The 15,624-nt window shown below is 61.6% G+C and carries 15 protein-coding genes; 7 read left to right on the top strand and 8 right to left on the bottom strand.

Translation table 11 applies throughout. The features are described 5' to 3' along the window. Positions 1 to 14: 14 nt before the first annotated feature. Positions 15 to 218: a UXX-star selenoprotein family 1 gene (uxx1, locus tag PSN43_RS10240; protein ID WP_272700627.1), complete on the top strand. Its 204-nt coding sequence runs from the start codon at positions 15 to 17 to the stop codon at positions 216 to 218. A gap of 181 nt (positions 219 to 399) precedes the next feature. Here uxx1 and amrB read toward each other — a convergent pair whose 3' ends face one another. The 3 genes from amrB to PSN43_RS10225 all read right to left on the bottom strand — a co-directional run bounded on the left by amrB (position 400) and on the right by PSN43_RS10225 (position 5,548). After that, on the bottom strand, positions 400 to 1,209 hold the full coding sequence (amrB, locus tag PSN43_RS10235) for an AmmeMemoRadiSam system protein B (RefSeq protein WP_272700626.1): 810 nt from the start codon (positions 1,207 to 1,209) through the stop codon (positions 400 to 402). A gap of 129 nt (positions 1,210 to 1,338) precedes the next feature. Further along, positions 1,339 to 4,317 (bottom strand): tetratricopeptide repeat protein, encoded by a 2,979-nt coding sequence (locus PSN43_RS10230; RefSeq protein WP_272700625.1) that lies wholly within the window; start codon positions 4,315 to 4,317, stop codon positions 1,339 to 1,341. Positions 4,318 to 4,531: 214 nt separating this feature from the next. Next, the gene (locus PSN43_RS10225; RefSeq protein WP_272700624.1) at positions 4,532 to 5,548 is read right to left on the bottom strand and encodes a sigma-54 interaction domain-containing protein; all 1,017 of its coding nucleotides are present in this window, start codon (positions 5,546 to 5,548) and stop codon (positions 4,532 to 4,534) included. 95 nt (positions 5,549 to 5,643) lie between these two features. Here PSN43_RS10225 and PSN43_RS10220 point away from each other — a divergent pair, with 95 nt between their 5' ends. Further along, the gene (locus PSN43_RS10220; RefSeq protein WP_272700623.1) at positions 5,644 to 5,970 is read left to right on the top strand and encodes a hypothetical protein; all 327 of its coding nucleotides are present in this window, start codon (positions 5,644 to 5,646) and stop codon (positions 5,968 to 5,970) included. Between the two features lie 85 nt (positions 5,971 to 6,055). Here the strand turns inward: PSN43_RS10220 and PSN43_RS10215 are convergent, their stop codons facing one another. The 5 genes from PSN43_RS10215 to PSN43_RS10195 form a co-directional block, all read right to left on the bottom strand. Next, the gene (locus PSN43_RS10215) at positions 6,056 to 7,474 is read right to left on the bottom strand and encodes an NAD(P)/FAD-dependent oxidoreductase (protein WP_272700776.1); all 1,419 of its coding nucleotides are present in this window, start codon (positions 7,472 to 7,474) and stop codon (positions 6,056 to 6,058) included. A gap of 174 nt (positions 7,475 to 7,648) precedes the next feature. After that, positions 7,649 to 7,975 (bottom strand): flagellar basal body rod C-terminal domain-containing protein, encoded by a 327-nt coding sequence (locus PSN43_RS10210; RefSeq protein ID WP_272700622.1) that lies wholly within the window; start codon positions 7,973 to 7,975, stop codon positions 7,649 to 7,651. 97 nt (positions 7,976 to 8,072) lie between these two features. Continuing rightward, entirely contained in the window at positions 8,073 to 8,843 is a 771-nt protein-coding gene (gene folE2, locus PSN43_RS10205; RefSeq protein ID WP_272700621.1) for a GTP cyclohydrolase FolE2, read from the bottom strand. A gap of 165 nt (positions 8,844 to 9,008) precedes the next feature. After that, complete coding sequence (gene nikR, locus PSN43_RS10200) at positions 9,009 to 9,428, bottom strand: nickel-responsive transcriptional regulator NikR (protein ID WP_269941813.1); 420 nt, start codon at positions 9,426 to 9,428, stop codon at positions 9,009 to 9,011. Positions 9,429 to 9,442: 14 nt separating this feature from the next. Then, a complete protein-coding gene (locus tag PSN43_RS10195) occupies positions 9,443 to 10,138 on the bottom strand; it encodes a class I SAM-dependent methyltransferase (RefSeq protein ID WP_272700620.1) in 696 nt (231 codons plus the stop codon). A gap of 312 nt (positions 10,139 to 10,450) precedes the next feature. On the opposite strand from PSN43_RS10195, the gene gcvH reads away from it, so the two are divergent. The 5 genes from gcvH to PSN43_RS10170 all read left to right on the top strand — a co-directional run bounded on the left by gcvH (position 10,451) and on the right by PSN43_RS10170 (position 15,474). After that, the gene (gcvH, locus tag PSN43_RS10190; RefSeq protein WP_272700619.1) at positions 10,451 to 10,831 is read left to right on the top strand and encodes a glycine cleavage system protein GcvH; all 381 of its coding nucleotides are present in this window, start codon (positions 10,451 to 10,453) and stop codon (positions 10,829 to 10,831) included. Positions 10,832 to 10,906: 75 nt separating this feature from the next. Further along, positions 10,907 to 12,241 carry an aminomethyl-transferring glycine dehydrogenase subunit GcvPA gene (gene gcvPA / locus PSN43_RS10185; protein ID WP_272700618.1) on the top strand — a complete coding sequence of 445 codons (1,335 nt, stop codon included), beginning with the start codon at positions 10,907 to 10,909 and terminating at the stop codon, positions 12,239 to 12,241. Then, positions 12,238 to 13,680 (top strand): aminomethyl-transferring glycine dehydrogenase subunit GcvPB, encoded by a 1,443-nt coding sequence (gene gcvPB, locus PSN43_RS10180; protein ID WP_272700617.1) that lies wholly within the window; start codon positions 12,238 to 12,240, stop codon positions 13,678 to 13,680. Before gcvPA ends, gcvPB begins: the two co-directional genes overlap by 4 nt. Next, positions 13,670 to 15,034 (top strand): dihydrolipoyl dehydrogenase family protein, encoded by a 1,365-nt coding sequence (locus PSN43_RS10175; protein WP_272700616.1) that lies wholly within the window; start codon positions 13,670 to 13,672, stop codon positions 15,032 to 15,034. The genes gcvPB and PSN43_RS10175 overlap by 11 nt, the downstream gene beginning before the upstream one ends. Next, a complete protein-coding gene (locus tag PSN43_RS10170; RefSeq protein WP_272700615.1) occupies positions 15,031 to 15,474 on the top strand; it encodes a YhcH/YjgK/YiaL family protein in 444 nt (147 codons plus the stop codon). The genes PSN43_RS10175 and PSN43_RS10170 overlap by 4 nt, the downstream gene beginning before the upstream one ends. The last annotated feature ends 150 nt before the right edge of the window (positions 15,475 to 15,624 follow it).

Genomic DNA, 15,624 nt, shown 5'->3' with positions numbered 1-15,624 from the left:
AGCAAGGAAGAACAATGAGCGAGATAATCATATACGGCAAGTCCACCTGCCCGCACACCAAGCGGGCGCTCGCCGCGCACCCCCAGGCGCGATTCGTGGATATTCTTGCATCCGAAGCCAACCTGGAAGAAATGCTCAAACTCTCAGGCGGTCTGCGCCGCATTCCCGTCATCGTCCGCGACGGGGAAGCCTCCGTCGGCTTCAAACGGGGTTCCTGACACGTCTGATCCCCGGCAGGTCGCCGGGCTCTACCCCGCCCCATTTAACACAAAAACTGCGCCCGAACCGGGAGATTGCTCTCCCGTTCCGCACGCAGCCTACCCCATACGACACTCCCTCCGGCAGATATCCGGGTTCACCGCATGAACCCCGGACGGGCGGCCATCATGCGGCTTGCGGTCAACTGACCAGCACCCCCGCATAGCCCACGACCTGCTCGAAGTCGCCGGACACCTCGCCCGAGGTGGCGTACGCCTCCAGATCGGCATGGGTCGCGCCCAGTTCGAGCGCAGCATACAAGCCCACGGTCATGGGCAGCACTCCGCACATGGAAATATGCCGTGAGCGCACGGTATCGTAGAGCACGGCGGGATCAAGGGTCATCACCGGTTCCAGCGCCATGCCGTCCATCTTGTGGGCATTCTCGTGGGAAATGTAATGACTCATATCGGAACTGACCACGATGGACACGGGGGTCGGGAAGGCGGCAAGGGCCCGGCCGATGGCGCGCCCCACCCGCTCCAGAGAATCCAGGGCGGGCGCGGAGATGCAGATGGGCACGATGGCCGCGTCCGGATTGAGGCGGTAGAGGAACGGCAGAATCACTTCCAGGGAATGCTCCCCGATGTGCGCCGAGGTGTCCGGCCGGATGTCCTTGTCGGCATCGACCAACGCCCCGGCAAGGGCCGTATCCACGGGAAGAAATCCGCCGGGGAACGCCCAACCGCCGTCAGGCCACAGGGCGAAACGCTCACCCCGCCCCGTATGATTCGGACCAAGCAACAGAACTGTGGGCGCGAGATTGGCCGAGCCCAGTGTCTTGCCGCAGACCGCGCCCGAATAGACATATCCGGCATGAGGCACCATGGCGAGCAAGGTGCGCTCCTGCCGTTTGCCCTCGGCCAATCCGAGATACTCGTCAACCGTGGCGTACAGCTCTTCAGGCCGCGCTTCGTAAAACCGTCCGGCAACAATGGGATGTCTGTCCATGCTCCACCTCAACAAACAGTTGTTTCACCACTCACGCGTGTTGCATAGCACAGATCAGGCTCCAACCATACCCGAACGGCAAAAAAACCGACCGAAACAAGAAAAAAGGAAGAAGAACGGCGTCGCGGGCTACCCCGGATTGGGAGCGTACTGGCTGGCCTGCCGTTCGAGATTGTGGGTGTCGAGAGCGGCCTTGGCGAGTTGGGCCTGAAGAGAATCGGGCTTCTTCTCTATGATATCCTGAAGCAACTGCTTCCATTCGTCGATAGCACCGGCCTTGCGGTAGATGCGGGCCAACTTGAACCGGGTGGAGGCCCACTCGGGATTGTCCACAGAGATGTACTTGTCATACTCCCTGGCCCACTTGAGGGCCTCTTCGTACCGTCCGGACCGCTCGGTGGCGTAAATGGACATGAGCACCGCATCCTTGACCTTCTCGGGGTCGCCATCGCTCTGCAACAGCAGAGCCAGGGCCTCCTGGGAATAGACGAAGACCCTGCGCAAATCCTGCCGCTCCATGGCGTCCTTGGCCATGTAGTACATGGCGTAGGCGCGGAAGGCCGGGTCCACGGCGGCGTCCTTGGCCAGCTCGGCCCACAGGGTCACGGCGCGCTTGCCGTCACCGAGATTCTGGAGGGACATGGCCCGCGCGTATTCAAGCTGGCGCTGCTGTTCGGGCTTGAGCTTCCAGTGCTTGGAAGCCATGGACACGAGGTCCGAAATATCCTGCCAGGCGAGCTGATCGAGGTAAATGTTCACGGCCAGACCGAGAGCCTGATCGGAAACGCCCTCAAGCTGCTTCTCCACGAGATACGGCTTGAGCAGCTCAAGCGCCTTCTCAGGCTGGCCGACCTTCCAATAACTGGTGGCGATGGCGAGCTTGGTGTTTTCGTCGACCTTGGAATCCTTCTTGCCGATGAAATCGTAAGTTTCCCAGTAGCGAACGATACGGCCGTAACGTTCCTCGGCGAGCATTCCGGGCACTGCGAGGACGAAGACCGAGTCGCCCAGAATCCTGGCCTTGTCCACCAGCGGACTGTCTGGATACTTCTCGACGAGATCCTGGGCCGCCGACAGAGCTTCCGGATAGTTCTTGTTGAAGGCATACCACATGGCCAGCTTGAGCTGAGCTATGGGCGCAAGCGGACTTGCCGGGTGTTGGCTGACGATCTCGGAGTAGACCCGCTTCGGATTGAGATTGTAGGGCCGGTTGAAGACATCCACCATCTCATGCATGGCCGGATCGTCATAAATGCCCTCCTCGGCAAGCCGCATCTTGGAAATGAGGCCGCCCTCCTTGTCCGGGTAATCCTTGACCGCTTTTTCGTACACCTGCTTGGCCGCGTCCTTGTCGTTCATGCGCAGGTAAATGTCTCCGATGCGGGCCAGGACAACGTCAGCGCCGTCGGCGTCGGGATTGAGGTTGTAGAAGGTGAAATAGTGATTCTTGGCCTGCTCCCACTTCTTGAGCTGCGTCTCCACGCCGCCCGCCAGCCGCAGGAAGTCCATGTTCTCCATGTAATAGTCGGGCCAACGCTTGTCGATGTAGTCCACGATCTGGAAAGCCTGGTCCAGGTAGCCCGTCCGGCTCAGGGAATCGGCCAGATAATAGGCGGCCTGCTTGGCGAGCTGGTGCTCGGGATAGGTCTGGATGAGATGCTGGAACTGATCGGCGGCCTTTTGGTAATCGCCCTTTCGGTACCAGTACTCGCCCCAGTAGTAGCTGATGGACGGAATGTTGTCGTTGTCCGGATATTTGTCCTCAAGAATCTTGAAATAGGCGCGGGCCTCGGGGAAGTTGCCCACCTGCAAATTGAGCAGGCCGAGGTTCAGCAGAGCGCGCGGCACACGGTCGGAACGCAGGTTCGCGTTCATGGCCTCAATGTAGGCCTGGGCCACCTCGTCGAACTTGTTCGCCAGATCGCCCGAGTTGATCTGTTTCTTGATGTCGGCGACGGCGTAAAGGCTTTCGTCGCGCACGTCTTCGGGCAGCTTGGCCTGTTTGAGGATGTCCTCGTAAAGCGGCAGGGCCTCACTCAGCCCACCGTTGAACATCAGGGACTGGGCCTCATAGAGCTGATCGCGAATGGCCTGGATGCGGGCCTTTTCCTGCTCCTCGGGCGACGGTTCATTCTGCGGCTCTCCCTCGGCTCCAACGGGCTTCACGCCTTCGGCCGAGGCATCCGTTCCAGGACCGCCGGGCTCCGCCGGTTGGACAGGCTCCACGGCAACCGGAGCCGCTTCGGGGACCGGAGTCGTCCGCGTCTCGGACGTTTTCTCCGCCACGGGAGCAGTCGGAGGCGGAGCGACCGCGCCCCGTGTTCCGTCCTGATCGGCCTCTGCGGCGGGGGGCTGGCTCACGCTGCCGACCACCTCGTTGGCGGCCGGGGCATCCTGCGCGGAAGGAACCGGCGCGGACGGGGCTTCAACCGCCGATTCGGCAGGGGCGGAAACCGGAAAACGCTTTTCAGCGTCACCGGCCAACTCCGCGAATTTCACTTCCTCCGCGGACTTGTTCACGGCCTTGAAGCGCAACTCGCTGGCCGCCGGATAATCGCCCGTCACGGTCTCCCCCGTTGCGGCGGAAGCCGGGGCCTCCGGGGCCTGGACCTCATTCCGCACGGAATAGGGAACGGCGAAGAACGGTTTGCGCTCGGGGGCGGAATCCTCGGGAGGCAGGTCGGCCTCGGCTTTGTCAGGGACAGGCTGATCGGGCCGAACCGCCGACAGGGTCTCGGCCACCTCGGCCGCCGAAGGAGCCTTGGGCTCGACCGGCGCCGCAGGTGTGGGCTGCGCAGCCTGAGCGGGCCGGACGGGCTGCCGGGCCGGGGCCGGAGGCGTATCGGGCGATCGCCAACGCGCACCGATCGGATCGGAATAAAGCTGAAGAACGAACTCGGACGTTCCTTGACCGGGAACGCGAATATACCCGAAGGCGTCGGTGGTAAGGGCAATTTCCACCCCATTGTCAGAGGTGGCGACGGATTTGACCAGCCCGCCCGCAATATCACCGACATCAGGCCGGTTCTCACGGCCCCAAATACCTTCCGGCAACAGCACTTGCAATGCCGTCTTGCCGGTCCTCGCCACGGACAATTTCGGCAACACATCGGAATCAAAAGAAAAAGTCAGCTTATCCGTATTGCCCTGAGAAGAAAAGACCACCCTCAAGGCTTGGGCGGGATCGGCCAAGATCAACCCCAAGACAAGGGCGGCCGTCAGGGGCCAGGCTATTCTTTTGACACTTTCGACTGTCACGGCAAGCAGTTATGCAATTGTCGTGCTACCCGCAAAACGGGCAACTCTTGCACTACTCCGCAGGTTACAGCAAATCCCTCTTTTTCAGCTTCTCGATGAGGGTGGTTCTCTTTATGCCGACCAGTTCCGCAGCCTTGTTCTTGACCCCGTCGGCCTGCTCCAGAGCCTCCGCCAGAAGACGGCCCTCGATGGCCTCCAGAAAATCCTTGAGCTTGAGGTCCTTGTCCCGCATGTCCTTGAGGGAGGGCCAGGCGAATCCGACAGGGCGAAGAGGCTCGATAATCTCCTCCTCCCTGAGCGGGCTTTCCCCGATGTCCGCAAAGATTTTTTCCGGCAAATCCTGTGGCTTAACCTCGCAGCCGTCGCACAGGATGGTCAGCCGCTCCATGAAGTTTTCCAGCTCGCGCACATTGCCGGGCCAGGAATACGTCAGGAGCATCTGCCTCGCCTTATCGGTCAAGGTAAGCGCCTTGCGCGCCTTGCTTCCGCAGTGGCGGCCCAGAAAATGCTCGGCCAGCAGCAGGATATCCATGCCGCGTTCACGCAGGGGCGGCAGTTTCAGGGGAATGACGTTGAGGCGGTAGAACAGGTCCTCGCGGAACCTGCCCGAGGCTACCTCACCTTCCAAGTCCCGGTTGGTGGCCGCCACCACGCGGACGTCGACCTTCTTGATGGAGGTGCCGCCCACCCGCTCGATTTCCTTCTCTTGCAGTGCGCGAAGAATCTTGACCTGCAACGAGAGGTCCATGTCGCCGATCTCGTCGAGGAAGATCGTTCCGCCGTCGGCCAGCTCAAACCGGCCGGGCCGTGAACGAATGGCGTGGGTAAAGGCTCCCTTTTCATGGCCGAAGAGCTCGGATTCGAGCAGTTCCCTCGGAATCGCCCCGCAGTTGATAGGGACGAACGGCATGTCGCGGCGCACGCTGTTGCGGTGCAATGCCCTGACCAGAAGTTCCTTGCCGGTCCCGGACTCGCCCGTGACCAGCACAGTGCTGTCAGTAGGCGCGACCTTTTTCAGGACCTTGAAGACCTTCGCCAGGGCCGGACTGTTCCCAATGATGCCGTCCAGATTGAGCGACATTTCTCCTCCGGATTCACATGGATGCACGGCCCGCGGGACCCCCGCCCCGCAGCCATATCATTAATATACATCTTCTCTGTCAATTTACTGACAGCATGTCAACGACTATAACCATTTCATACAAAGATATTCCGAAAATTCGCCGCCCTGCCACACAACCTTTTTACAGCCCCCGCAAGCGGTTGTTTAGCCTCGCTGAAGACCCGCAAACGCTCAAACCGGGGCCTCCCCTACTTTCCGGAGAGGACGCCAACGGATTGAGGCGAAGACCAACTCGCAAAATTCTTGAAGAGAAAAATCTGGAGTTGAAAGCCGCTTCGCGGCATTTGTCGGGTGATTTCGCCTCCGGCGGGCAAGGGCTCGCACCCTTGCATCCCTTGCAAGCGCCTTCGGCGCGGGCGTTTCGCTCCGCGGCGTTCTGAGTGAAAGCGGGGATGAATATATCGGCCAAAAAAAGCCCGACATCAGCCGGGCTTTTTTGCTTGTTTGGACGCACCCTCTTCGCGCTCACGAGCGGCGGATGATTTCCTTGGCGGGGATGAGGGCGGTGGCGGCCGCGCCGACAATATTGCCGGCCACGCCGGGACCGTCTCCGGCCACGAACAGACCGTCCACGCTGGTCTCGAGGTGCTCGCGGGTCTCGACCTGGGTGGCGAAGAACTTTATTTCCGGGGCGTAGAGCAGGGTTTCGTCATTGGACACGCCAGGCACCACGTTGTTGAGCTGCTCCAGACCATCCATAAGGTTGGTCAGGATACGCTCGGGCAGGGCCATGGCGATGTCGCCGGGGACCACATTCCTGAGTGTCGGCTCGATGTAGCCGTTGCCGATACGGTCCCAGGTGGACCGGCGGCCGCGCCTGAGGTCGCCGAACCGCTGAAGGATGGGCTTGCCGCCTCCGATAAGGGTGGCCAGACGGCCGATGGACTCGCCATACGCCTGGTTGTCCTCCACCGGATCGTTGAGAACTACCTTGGAAAGGAAGGCGAAGTTGGTGTTGTCGGACTTCTTGTTCATGAGCGCATGGCCGTTGACGCAAACGAAGTCCTGATAGTTTTCAAGCGCGACGTACCCGCCGTAATTGGTGCAGAAAGTGCGGGTCTGATCGTCGTACTTGTTGGTACGGACGAAGAATGTCGGGTCGTAGATAACCGAGCAGATGTCCTGCATGATCTCATTATGGACCTCGACGCGAACGCCTACCTCGATGCCGCGCTGGGACACCTGGATGCCGTGCTTGCGAACCTCATGGGCAACCCATTCGGCTCCGACCCGTCCGGACGCGAGGATAACGTTCCGGGCGGCGTATTCCCCCCGGCTGGTAACGACGCCCGTCACCCGCCCCTCGCTCACGAGCACATCGGTGACGGTCTCGGAGGTGCGAAAGACCACACCCTTGTCGCAGATATGATCGGCCATGCCCGCGATATGGCCGGGCAGGTTGTCGCTGCCCAGATGCTTCTGCTTGATAACGAGCAGGTCGATGCCGTCCTTGCGCGCCTGTTTGCGAATCTGCTTCGCCGCCTCCATGTCGGTAGGGAAGACTTTTCCGTCCATGCCGAACTTGTTGAAGATGGCTTCGGTCTCATCGATAAGCTGAATCGCCTCGGTGATGCCGACGAACTGGGTCAGGTCGGTCTTGCCGAGCTTGTGAATGTAGTTGAGCTTGCCGTCGGAAAACAACCCGGCCCCGCCGACGCCGCACAGGATGTTGCAGGGGCGGCACTTGATGCACTCCTGATCGCCGGAGATGGGACAGTTGCGCTTCAGGGAGCGCTTGCCCTTGTCGATCAGCAGAACGTCCAGGTTGGAATGCTCGCTGAGGTGGTAGGCGGCGAACAACCCGGCCGGGCCGGCCCCCACGATAATGACGTCGAAATCTGTCTTCACGGTATTGGTCATGGTCTCCTCGTCTGTCGCAAGTATGGCCCGCTCTGTGTCTTCCCGAAAAATTCGGAAAGGCGCGCAGACGGGCCATGATAGACCATATGACAGGATGGAAGGAGATGTCAAGCGCCCGCCGCCGGAGAGCGGACGCGACGCGGGGAAAAGGCGGTTGCCACGGCTGATCGCCCGCCCGGAAAGCGGACGCCAACGGCGTCAGGCGATCATGTTCAGGAGATGGCCGGTCATCTCCTCCTGGGCGCGGATGAAAGCGGTATTCGCGGAAAAGGCGTGTCCGGTGACCATCATGTCCGTCATCTCACGGCCGAGGTCGGTATTGGAGGTCTCCACGCCGTCAACGACAACGCCGGGCACGGAGGATTCGGTGATGGACGCCACCTCGACGCCCCGCCCTTCCGGCCCGGACTCCAGGGAAACCGCCGAAGCCCTGAAGCCGTCGGTGTTCACATTGGCGATGTTGTTGGCCGAGACCTCCTGCACGGTGGACAGAGCGGACAGGGCCGAGATGTTGGCGTCGGACATGAAGAATTACTCCCTTCGAATCGGGAAGCAGCCAAATACCTGTATACGCGACCGGGGCGTGGGACGCAAACCGGGACGGGAGTTCCCTCCGCCCGCGCTAATCCCCGCTCTCGATCACTGCGAAGGCCGAGTGGTTGTGGATGGACTCGAAGCTCTCCACCTCGACCTTGTACCAGTGGACGCGGGGATGTTCGTCGAGTCCCTTGGCCGCCTCGCGGACCACGTCCTCAACAAAGGTCGGGTTGGCGAAGGCGGTCTCGGTGACGTACTTCTCATCCTCGCGCTTGAGCAGGGAAAACACCTGGCAGGAGCCCGCCCGCTCGCCGATCTCGATGAGGTCCTCCAGCCAGAGGAAGCCGTCGAAACGGGTGCGGATACGCACCTCGGCCCGCTGGGAGTGCGCGCCTTCGTCGGAGATTGCCTTGGAACAGGGACAGACGGTCATGACCGGCACGTCCGCGCCCAGGGTGAAGGTCAGCTTGCCTTCCTTGAGATTGCCGTCCACCCGGCAGGTGTAGTCCATGAGCCCCCCCGCCTTGGAGACAGGCGACCGGCGACGCAAAAAATAGGGAAAAACGAAGCGCAAGTGGGCGCTGCGAGCCTGGAGACGATCCACGATGTCGTCGAGGAGCGTCCGGAAGGAATTGTAGTCGAGGGTCCCTTCCCAATATTCCAGAGCTTCCACGAAACGGCTCATGTGCGTGCCCTTGAACTCGGCGGGCAGGTCAACCGACATGGAAACCTGGGCCACGGTATGCTGAATCCCGGACTCGCGGTCCCGGACTATGATCGGCAGCCGCAACCCCTTGACGCCCACCCTGTCGATGGGCATGGCGATAGTCGCCTTACTCTTCTGTACATCTTCCATCAATCTATTCCTTCCTTCGCGATCCTTGCACTGAAAAAGACGTGCTCCCCCGCTCTCCCAGAACTGCGGAACAAGGCCGCAGCGTTCGCCGAGGCGGAGAGGCGAAGGCGGGAATGAGCCCTGCTGCTTTCAGGAGGCCCATCCCTTTCCCGCGCCGAAGGGTCCTTAAATCAAATCTTTGCCCGTGGTTGTCAAGGCGAGGTTGCCGTGCTTGACGCCCTTGGTGGATATGAGCTTCTGCCCGAGATCCTTGATGACCTCGGCGTCGCCCTTGAGGATGATGACCTCAAGGCAATTGTAATGGTCGAGGTGGACGTGCAGCGAGGACTGGATGACGTGATGCGCCTCGTGCTGAATCTCGGTCAGCCGTTGCGACAGCCCGGATTTGTGGTGGTCGTAGACCAGGGTCAGGGTTCCGGCCAGATCGCCCTCGGCCTGCTCCCATTCACGCTGCACCAGAGTGTTGCGGATAAGGTCGCGGATAGCCTCGGAACGGGTCTGATAGCTGCGTTCCGCGCAATGCTGATCGAACTTTTCAAGCAAATCGGAATCCAGAGACACGCCGAATCGAATGGTCTTGCCCATAGTGTCCTCCAATATCAGGGAATGGTGATTTCCCACAGGTTTACCGTGGCGTTCTGGCCGCACAGGGCGACCTTTTCCACGGTCAATTTCTCGGCCGCGAACCCTTCGGCGCGCAACCGGTCCCATACGGGCCTGGAAACGGTGCGAACCGGCTCGCCGATCCAGATGCGTCCGCCGGGCGCAAGAGCGTGGCGGAACAAACGGATCAGGGGATCAAAAAAACGTTTTTCATACAGCACGTCCCCGCCCCAGATAAAATCGAAGACGCGGGGCTTGAACGCAGGCTGCCGCCAATCCATGAGCAGCCACAGGGGCTGGGGAACGTTGTTGAGTTCGCCGTTGTGCCGGGCGAAACGCACGGCGGGCCATTCGTAATCGAAGGCCGCCACCCGCGCGCCCGCCGACGCCGCTATCATGCCCGTCAGGCCGAGCCCGCAGCCGAGGTCGAGACAGGAACGGCCGCGCAGCCTCTCCGCATTGCGCAGAATATGCCGCCCGAGCAGCACGCTGGCGGGCCAGACCTCGGCCCAGTACGGAAGCCGTTCGTCCTCGTCCAGATCGCCGTCGTCCATGGCGTTCCACAACGCCTCCATGTCGGCGGCGCGGTCGAGCAGCCAGACGCGGCCGCCCACTTCCACCTCCACGCGGGAACCCGGATCGGGAGCGGCGTAGGACTCAGCCGAAAAGTTGATTGAAGATGTATCGCTCATACGCGAAAGCCAGACTACTCCCGATTCGTGCCATGGTCAACATTGATCGTAATACTTTTTACACCTAGACTGAAAAACATGTATGATTTAATCGAGTACAACCCTCTCGACAATCCTTTGAAAATATGGAGCTATTCTCTCTGGCCCCAAGGCCTGTTCGTCAGCTTTTTGGCGCTATGGCGGACTCATCGTAAAAATACGCTAACGACTTTGAAAGTGTCATTATTTTTACTATTTCCAACACCTTCATCCCATGCTAAAGACTACCGATCATAGAATCGATAAACCCCTTTTCGAAGCAAGGAGAAAAATATGATCCCTGAAGATTTGTTGTACGCGAAAACCCACGAATGGGTCATGATCGAAGATGACGTCGCCACCGTCGGCATCACCCAGTTCGCTCAGGAGCAACTGGGCGACCTGACCTTCGTGGAACTGCCCGAGGTGGGCGACACCTTCGAGGCGGGCGCGGAAATGGGCTCCGTCGAGTCCGTCAAGGCCGCGAGCGAGATATACGCCCCGGTGAGCGGCGAGGTCATCGAGGTCAACACCGAGCTTGAGGACGCGCCGGAAAAGGTCAACGAAGAGCCCTACGGCGCGGGCTGGATGCTCAAGTTCCGGATCAAGGGCGCTCCCGAGGGGCTGCTGAACGCCGAAGGCTACGCCGCCGTGGTCGAATCCGAGGCGCACTAGTTTCGAGCTGCCGGGCCGGGGCGCGCGTCTCGGCCCTTTTCTTTTTTTCTCATCATAAAAACAGCAGGTTTCATCATGCCGTTTGTACCGCATACCGAAGACGAAGTGCGCGAGATGCTCGCCACCATCGGCGTGAACTCCGTGGATGATCTCTTTGCCGAGATTTCCGCCGACATGCGTCCGAAGAGTTTCGACATCCCCGAAGGGCTGAGCGAAATGGAGGTCCTCTCCAAGCTCGAAGCCCTGGCCGCGAAAAACGCCACCGACAGCGTCAGCTTCCTTGGCGCGGGCTTTTACGATCACTACATTCCGGCCGCCGTCGACGCGCTGACCATGCGCGGCGAATTCTACACGGCCTACACGCCCTACCAGCCCGAGGCGTCCCAGGGCACCCTGCAGGCGATCTTCGAATACCAGACCGCCGTGACCAGGCTCCTGGGCATGGAATGCGCCAACGCCTCGGTCTACGACGGCGGCACCGCCCTGTATGAAGCCACAATGATGGCCGTGCGCAAGACCAGGCGTCGCAAGATCGTGGTCTCCGAAGGGCTCAATCCCATCTACCGCGTCATGCTCGGTTCCTACACCACCAACCTGGATGTGGATCTCGTCACCGTCCCGCACAAGGACGGACAGACTGACCTCGCGGGCCTCAAAAACGCCCTCGACGACTCCACCGCCGCCGTGCTGGTGCAGAACCCGAACTTCTTCGGCTCCATCAACGACCTCACCGAGCTGTTCGCGGCGGCCAAGGCGGTCAAGGCCGTTTCCATCATGTCCGTATACCCGGTGCTCCAAACCCTGCTCAAGACGCCGGGCGAAATGGGCGCAGACATCGCCGTGGCCGAAGGCCAGTCCCTGGGTATGCCTCTCTCCTTCGGCGGCCCCTACCTGGGCATCATGACCTGCACCAAGGAAATGGTCCGCCAACTGCCCGGCCGCATCGTCGGCCGGACCACCGACACCGAAGGCCGCACCGGCTACGTGCTCACCCTCCAGGCCCGCGAGCAGCACATCCGCCGCCAGAGGGCCACATCCAACATCTGCTCCAACCAGTCCCTGTGCGCCCTGCGCGCACTGGTCCACATGTGCGCCCTGGGCGAGATGGGCCTCAAGCGGGCGGCCAGGGTTTCCATGGAGCGCGCCCACATCTGCGCGGAGCGCCTGACCGCCATCCCCGGCGTTGAGATGCTCACCAAGGGAACCTTCGGCAATGAATTCGCCGTGACCCTGCCCGTCAACGCTTTCGAAGCCATCGACAAGCTGGCCGAGCGCGGCTACATCCCGGGCTTCCCGCTGGGCCGGTACTTCGAGGGACTGGAAAACGGCCTGCTGGTGGCCTGCACGGAAAAGACCAGCGAAGAACAGATCGGCATTTTCGCCGAGATGCTGCGAGGTGCGCTGAAATGAAGACCATCTTTGAACAATCCGTAGCCGGACGCGAAGGCTGCTGGCCCTGCGAAGGCATGGCGGAAGAAGCCTACATTCCCAAGGACCTGCTGCGCGACGGCGACATCGGCCTACCCTCCGTTTCCGAGCTCGACGTCGTCCGCCACTTCACCAAGCTGTCCCAGCTCAACTACAGCGTGGACAGCAACTTCTATCCCCTGGGGTCGTGCACCATGAAGTACAACCCCAAATTCACCGAAGTCGCCGCAGCCCTTCCCGGCTTCACCCGGCTGCATCCGGTCATGCCCCAGTTGCGCGGCGCGGGCGGACTGTGCCAGGGCGCGCTTGAGGTGATGTACGAAATCGAACGGCTGCTGTGCGAAATCACCGGCATGGCCGCTTACACCATGCACCCCATGGCTGGAGCCCACGGCGAGTTGACCGGCGTCATGCTCATGGCCGCCTACCACCGCGACAAGGGCAACAAGAAGACCAAGGTCATCGTGCCCGACTCGGCCCACGGCACCAACCCGGCATCCGCCGCCATCGCGGGCTTCGAGATCGTCTCCGTGGAATCCAAGGACGGCATCGTTGATCCCGCCGCCCTGGAAAAGGTCCTGGACGACGAAGTGGCGGGCATGATGATGACCTGCCCGAACACGCTGGGCCTGTTCGAAAAGAACCTGCCCGAAGTCGTGCGCATGTTGCGCAAGGTCGACGCCCTGCTCTACTACGACGGCGCGAACCTCAACGCCATCATGGGCAAGATGCGCGTCGGCGACGTCGGCTTCGACATCGTCCACTGGAACGTCCACAAGACCCTGGCCACCCCCCATGGCGGCGGCGGCCCCGGTTCCGGTCCCGTCGGCGTGTCCGAACGGCTGGTGGACTACCTGCCCATCTCCAGGGTCCGCAAACGCGAGGACGGCCAGTTCTTCCTGGACTACGACTTCCCCAAGTCCATCGGCTACGTGGCCCCCTTCTACGGCAACTTCGGCGTGTACCTGAAGGCCTACGCCTATGTGCTGCGCCTTGGCGGCGCGGGCCTGACCCGGGCCAGCGAAAACGCGGTCCTGGCCGCCAACTACATGCGCAAACGGCTTTCGAGCCACTTCGAGGTCCCCTACAACCGCACTTGCATGCACGAGTTCGTGATCTCCGCATCCCCCCAGGCGCACAAGGGAGTCCATGCCCTGGACTTCGCCAAAGGCCTGCTGGACAAGGGCTACCACGCGCCCACCATCTACTTCCCGCTCATCGTCCCCGAGGCGATCATGATCGAGCCGACCGAGACCGAGAACAAGGAAACGCTCGACAAGTTCTGCGATGATCTCATCGAGCTGGCGGAAATGGTGGATTCCAACCCCGAGGCACTGACTTCGGCCCCGGTGAACCTGCCCGTGACCAGACTGGACGAGACCAAGGCCGCCCGGTCCATGGAACTGACTGATGACTTATGATCTCATAGTAATAGGGGCCGGTCCCGGCGGATTCGACGCAGCCGTTGAAGCCGCCGGCCTCGGCCTGTCCGTGGCCCTGATCGAAAAGGACTTCCTCGGCGGCACCTGCCTCAATCGCGGGTGCATTCCGACCAAGCTCTGGCTCGGGGCCACCTCCGCCGTCGAGGAGCTGCACAACCAAGCTCGCATGAAGGTCGCCTCGGGCGAGGTGACCGTCAACTTCGCGGCCCTGCAAAGCCGGGTGCAGAAGCATCTGGCAGGCACGCGCAAGGCCATGGGAATGCAGCTCAAGAAACTCGGCGTGGAGTTGGTCGAAGGCACCGGCCGCCTGGCGGGAGACCACCAGGTGGCCGTGGCCTCCGCCGACGGCGAGAAGACCCTCGCCTACAAAAAATTGGTGGTCGCCACCGGGTCCAGGCCCATCTTCTTCCCCGGCCTGGAACCAGACGGCGACTGCGTCCTCGACTCCGACATGTTCCTTTCCCTGGAATCCATGCCCGAATCGCTTATTGTGGTCGGCGCGGGATTCATCGGCCTGGAAATGGCCCAGGTGGCCCACCGCTTCGGCTGCAAAGTCACCGTCGTGGACGCCATGGACCGCGTGGCCCCACTGGAGGACCCCGAAGTTTCCCAGGCCCTGGCCGGCGTATTCAAACGCTGGAAATGGGACATCAGGCTGAACGAACGCGTGGCCGGAGTCGTCACCCGCGACGGCCGGGCCCTGCTCACCCTGAACTCGGGCGAACATATCGTTGCCGACAAGGCCCTGGTGGCCGTCGGGCGCGGCCCCGTGACCAAGGGAATCGGCCTGGAGGAAGCGGGCGTCGAGCTGCTCTTCAACCAGATTCAGGTGGACGAGCATCTCCTGGCCGCGCCGGACATCTATGCCATCGGCGACGCCAACGGCCACATCCAGTTGGCCCATGCGGCATCGCATCAGGCCCACTATGTGGCCCTCCATGCGGCGGGCAAAATCGAAGCCCCCTACGTGGTCGGCCCGGTGCCAAGCGTGCTGTACGGCTCGCCCGAAGCCATGCGCGTGGGACTCATGGAAAATGAGGCATTCCTGGCGGATTTCGAGACCACCGAAGTCTCCGTGGCCCAGCTCGCGGCCAATCCCATGGCCCAGGCCCACGCGGCCACCCAGGGGTTCGTCAAAATAATCTGGTCCGGCGGAAAAGTCGTCGGCGTCACCGCCGTAGGCCACGACGTGTCCCGGCTCGTCACTCCGGCGGCCATGATCGTACACCAGGGCTGGACCCTGGACGACATCCATTCGGTCATCTTCCCGCATCCGTCCCTGGACGAAGCCCTGCTCATGGCCCTCAAGGCCGAAAGGAAACAAGTGCAATGATCCTGGACGATCTCAATGCTGCCGACCTCTACGCGGCCCTGAATCCCCGCTTTCCCGCCGCCTTCGCCTTTCTGCGCAGGCCGGACCTCGCCGACCTGCCCACGGGCCGGATCGACCTTGAGGACGGCCTGTATGCGGTGGTGGCCAAAGGGCCGGGACGCAAGGCCGAGGACGCGCTCATCGAGACCCACGACCATTACATCGACCTCGCCTACGTCATCAGCGGCACGGACAACATCGGCTGGAAGGCGAGACGCGATCTCGGCCCTTCGGTAGAGGCGTCAGATCCTCGCAGCGATGTGGCCTTCTACTCGGACGCGCCCACCCACTGGGCTGAAGTTCTGCCCGGCATGATCGCCGTCTACTTCCCCGAAGACGCCCACATGCCCATGATCTCCGATGGCGAGATACACAAGATCATCATGAAAGTCCGCGTCTGACGCGGTGCCTCCGGCGGCCGGGGGAAGGGGAAGGAAACCCTTTGAAAAGGGTTTGTGCAACCAGGAACATGGGTAACACTTCTGCCCGGGAACATAGGTAACACTTTTACCGTTTCTGTTTCGGCTCCGGGGGCCTGATCAGGCCCCCGG

The organism is Desulfovibrio sp. Fe33, assembly GCF_028532725.1.
Classification (GTDB): domain Bacteria; phylum Desulfobacterota; class Desulfovibrionia; order Desulfovibrionales; family Desulfovibrionaceae; genus Pseudodesulfovibrio.
This window is presented reverse-complemented; position numbering and strand designations above follow the sequence as displayed.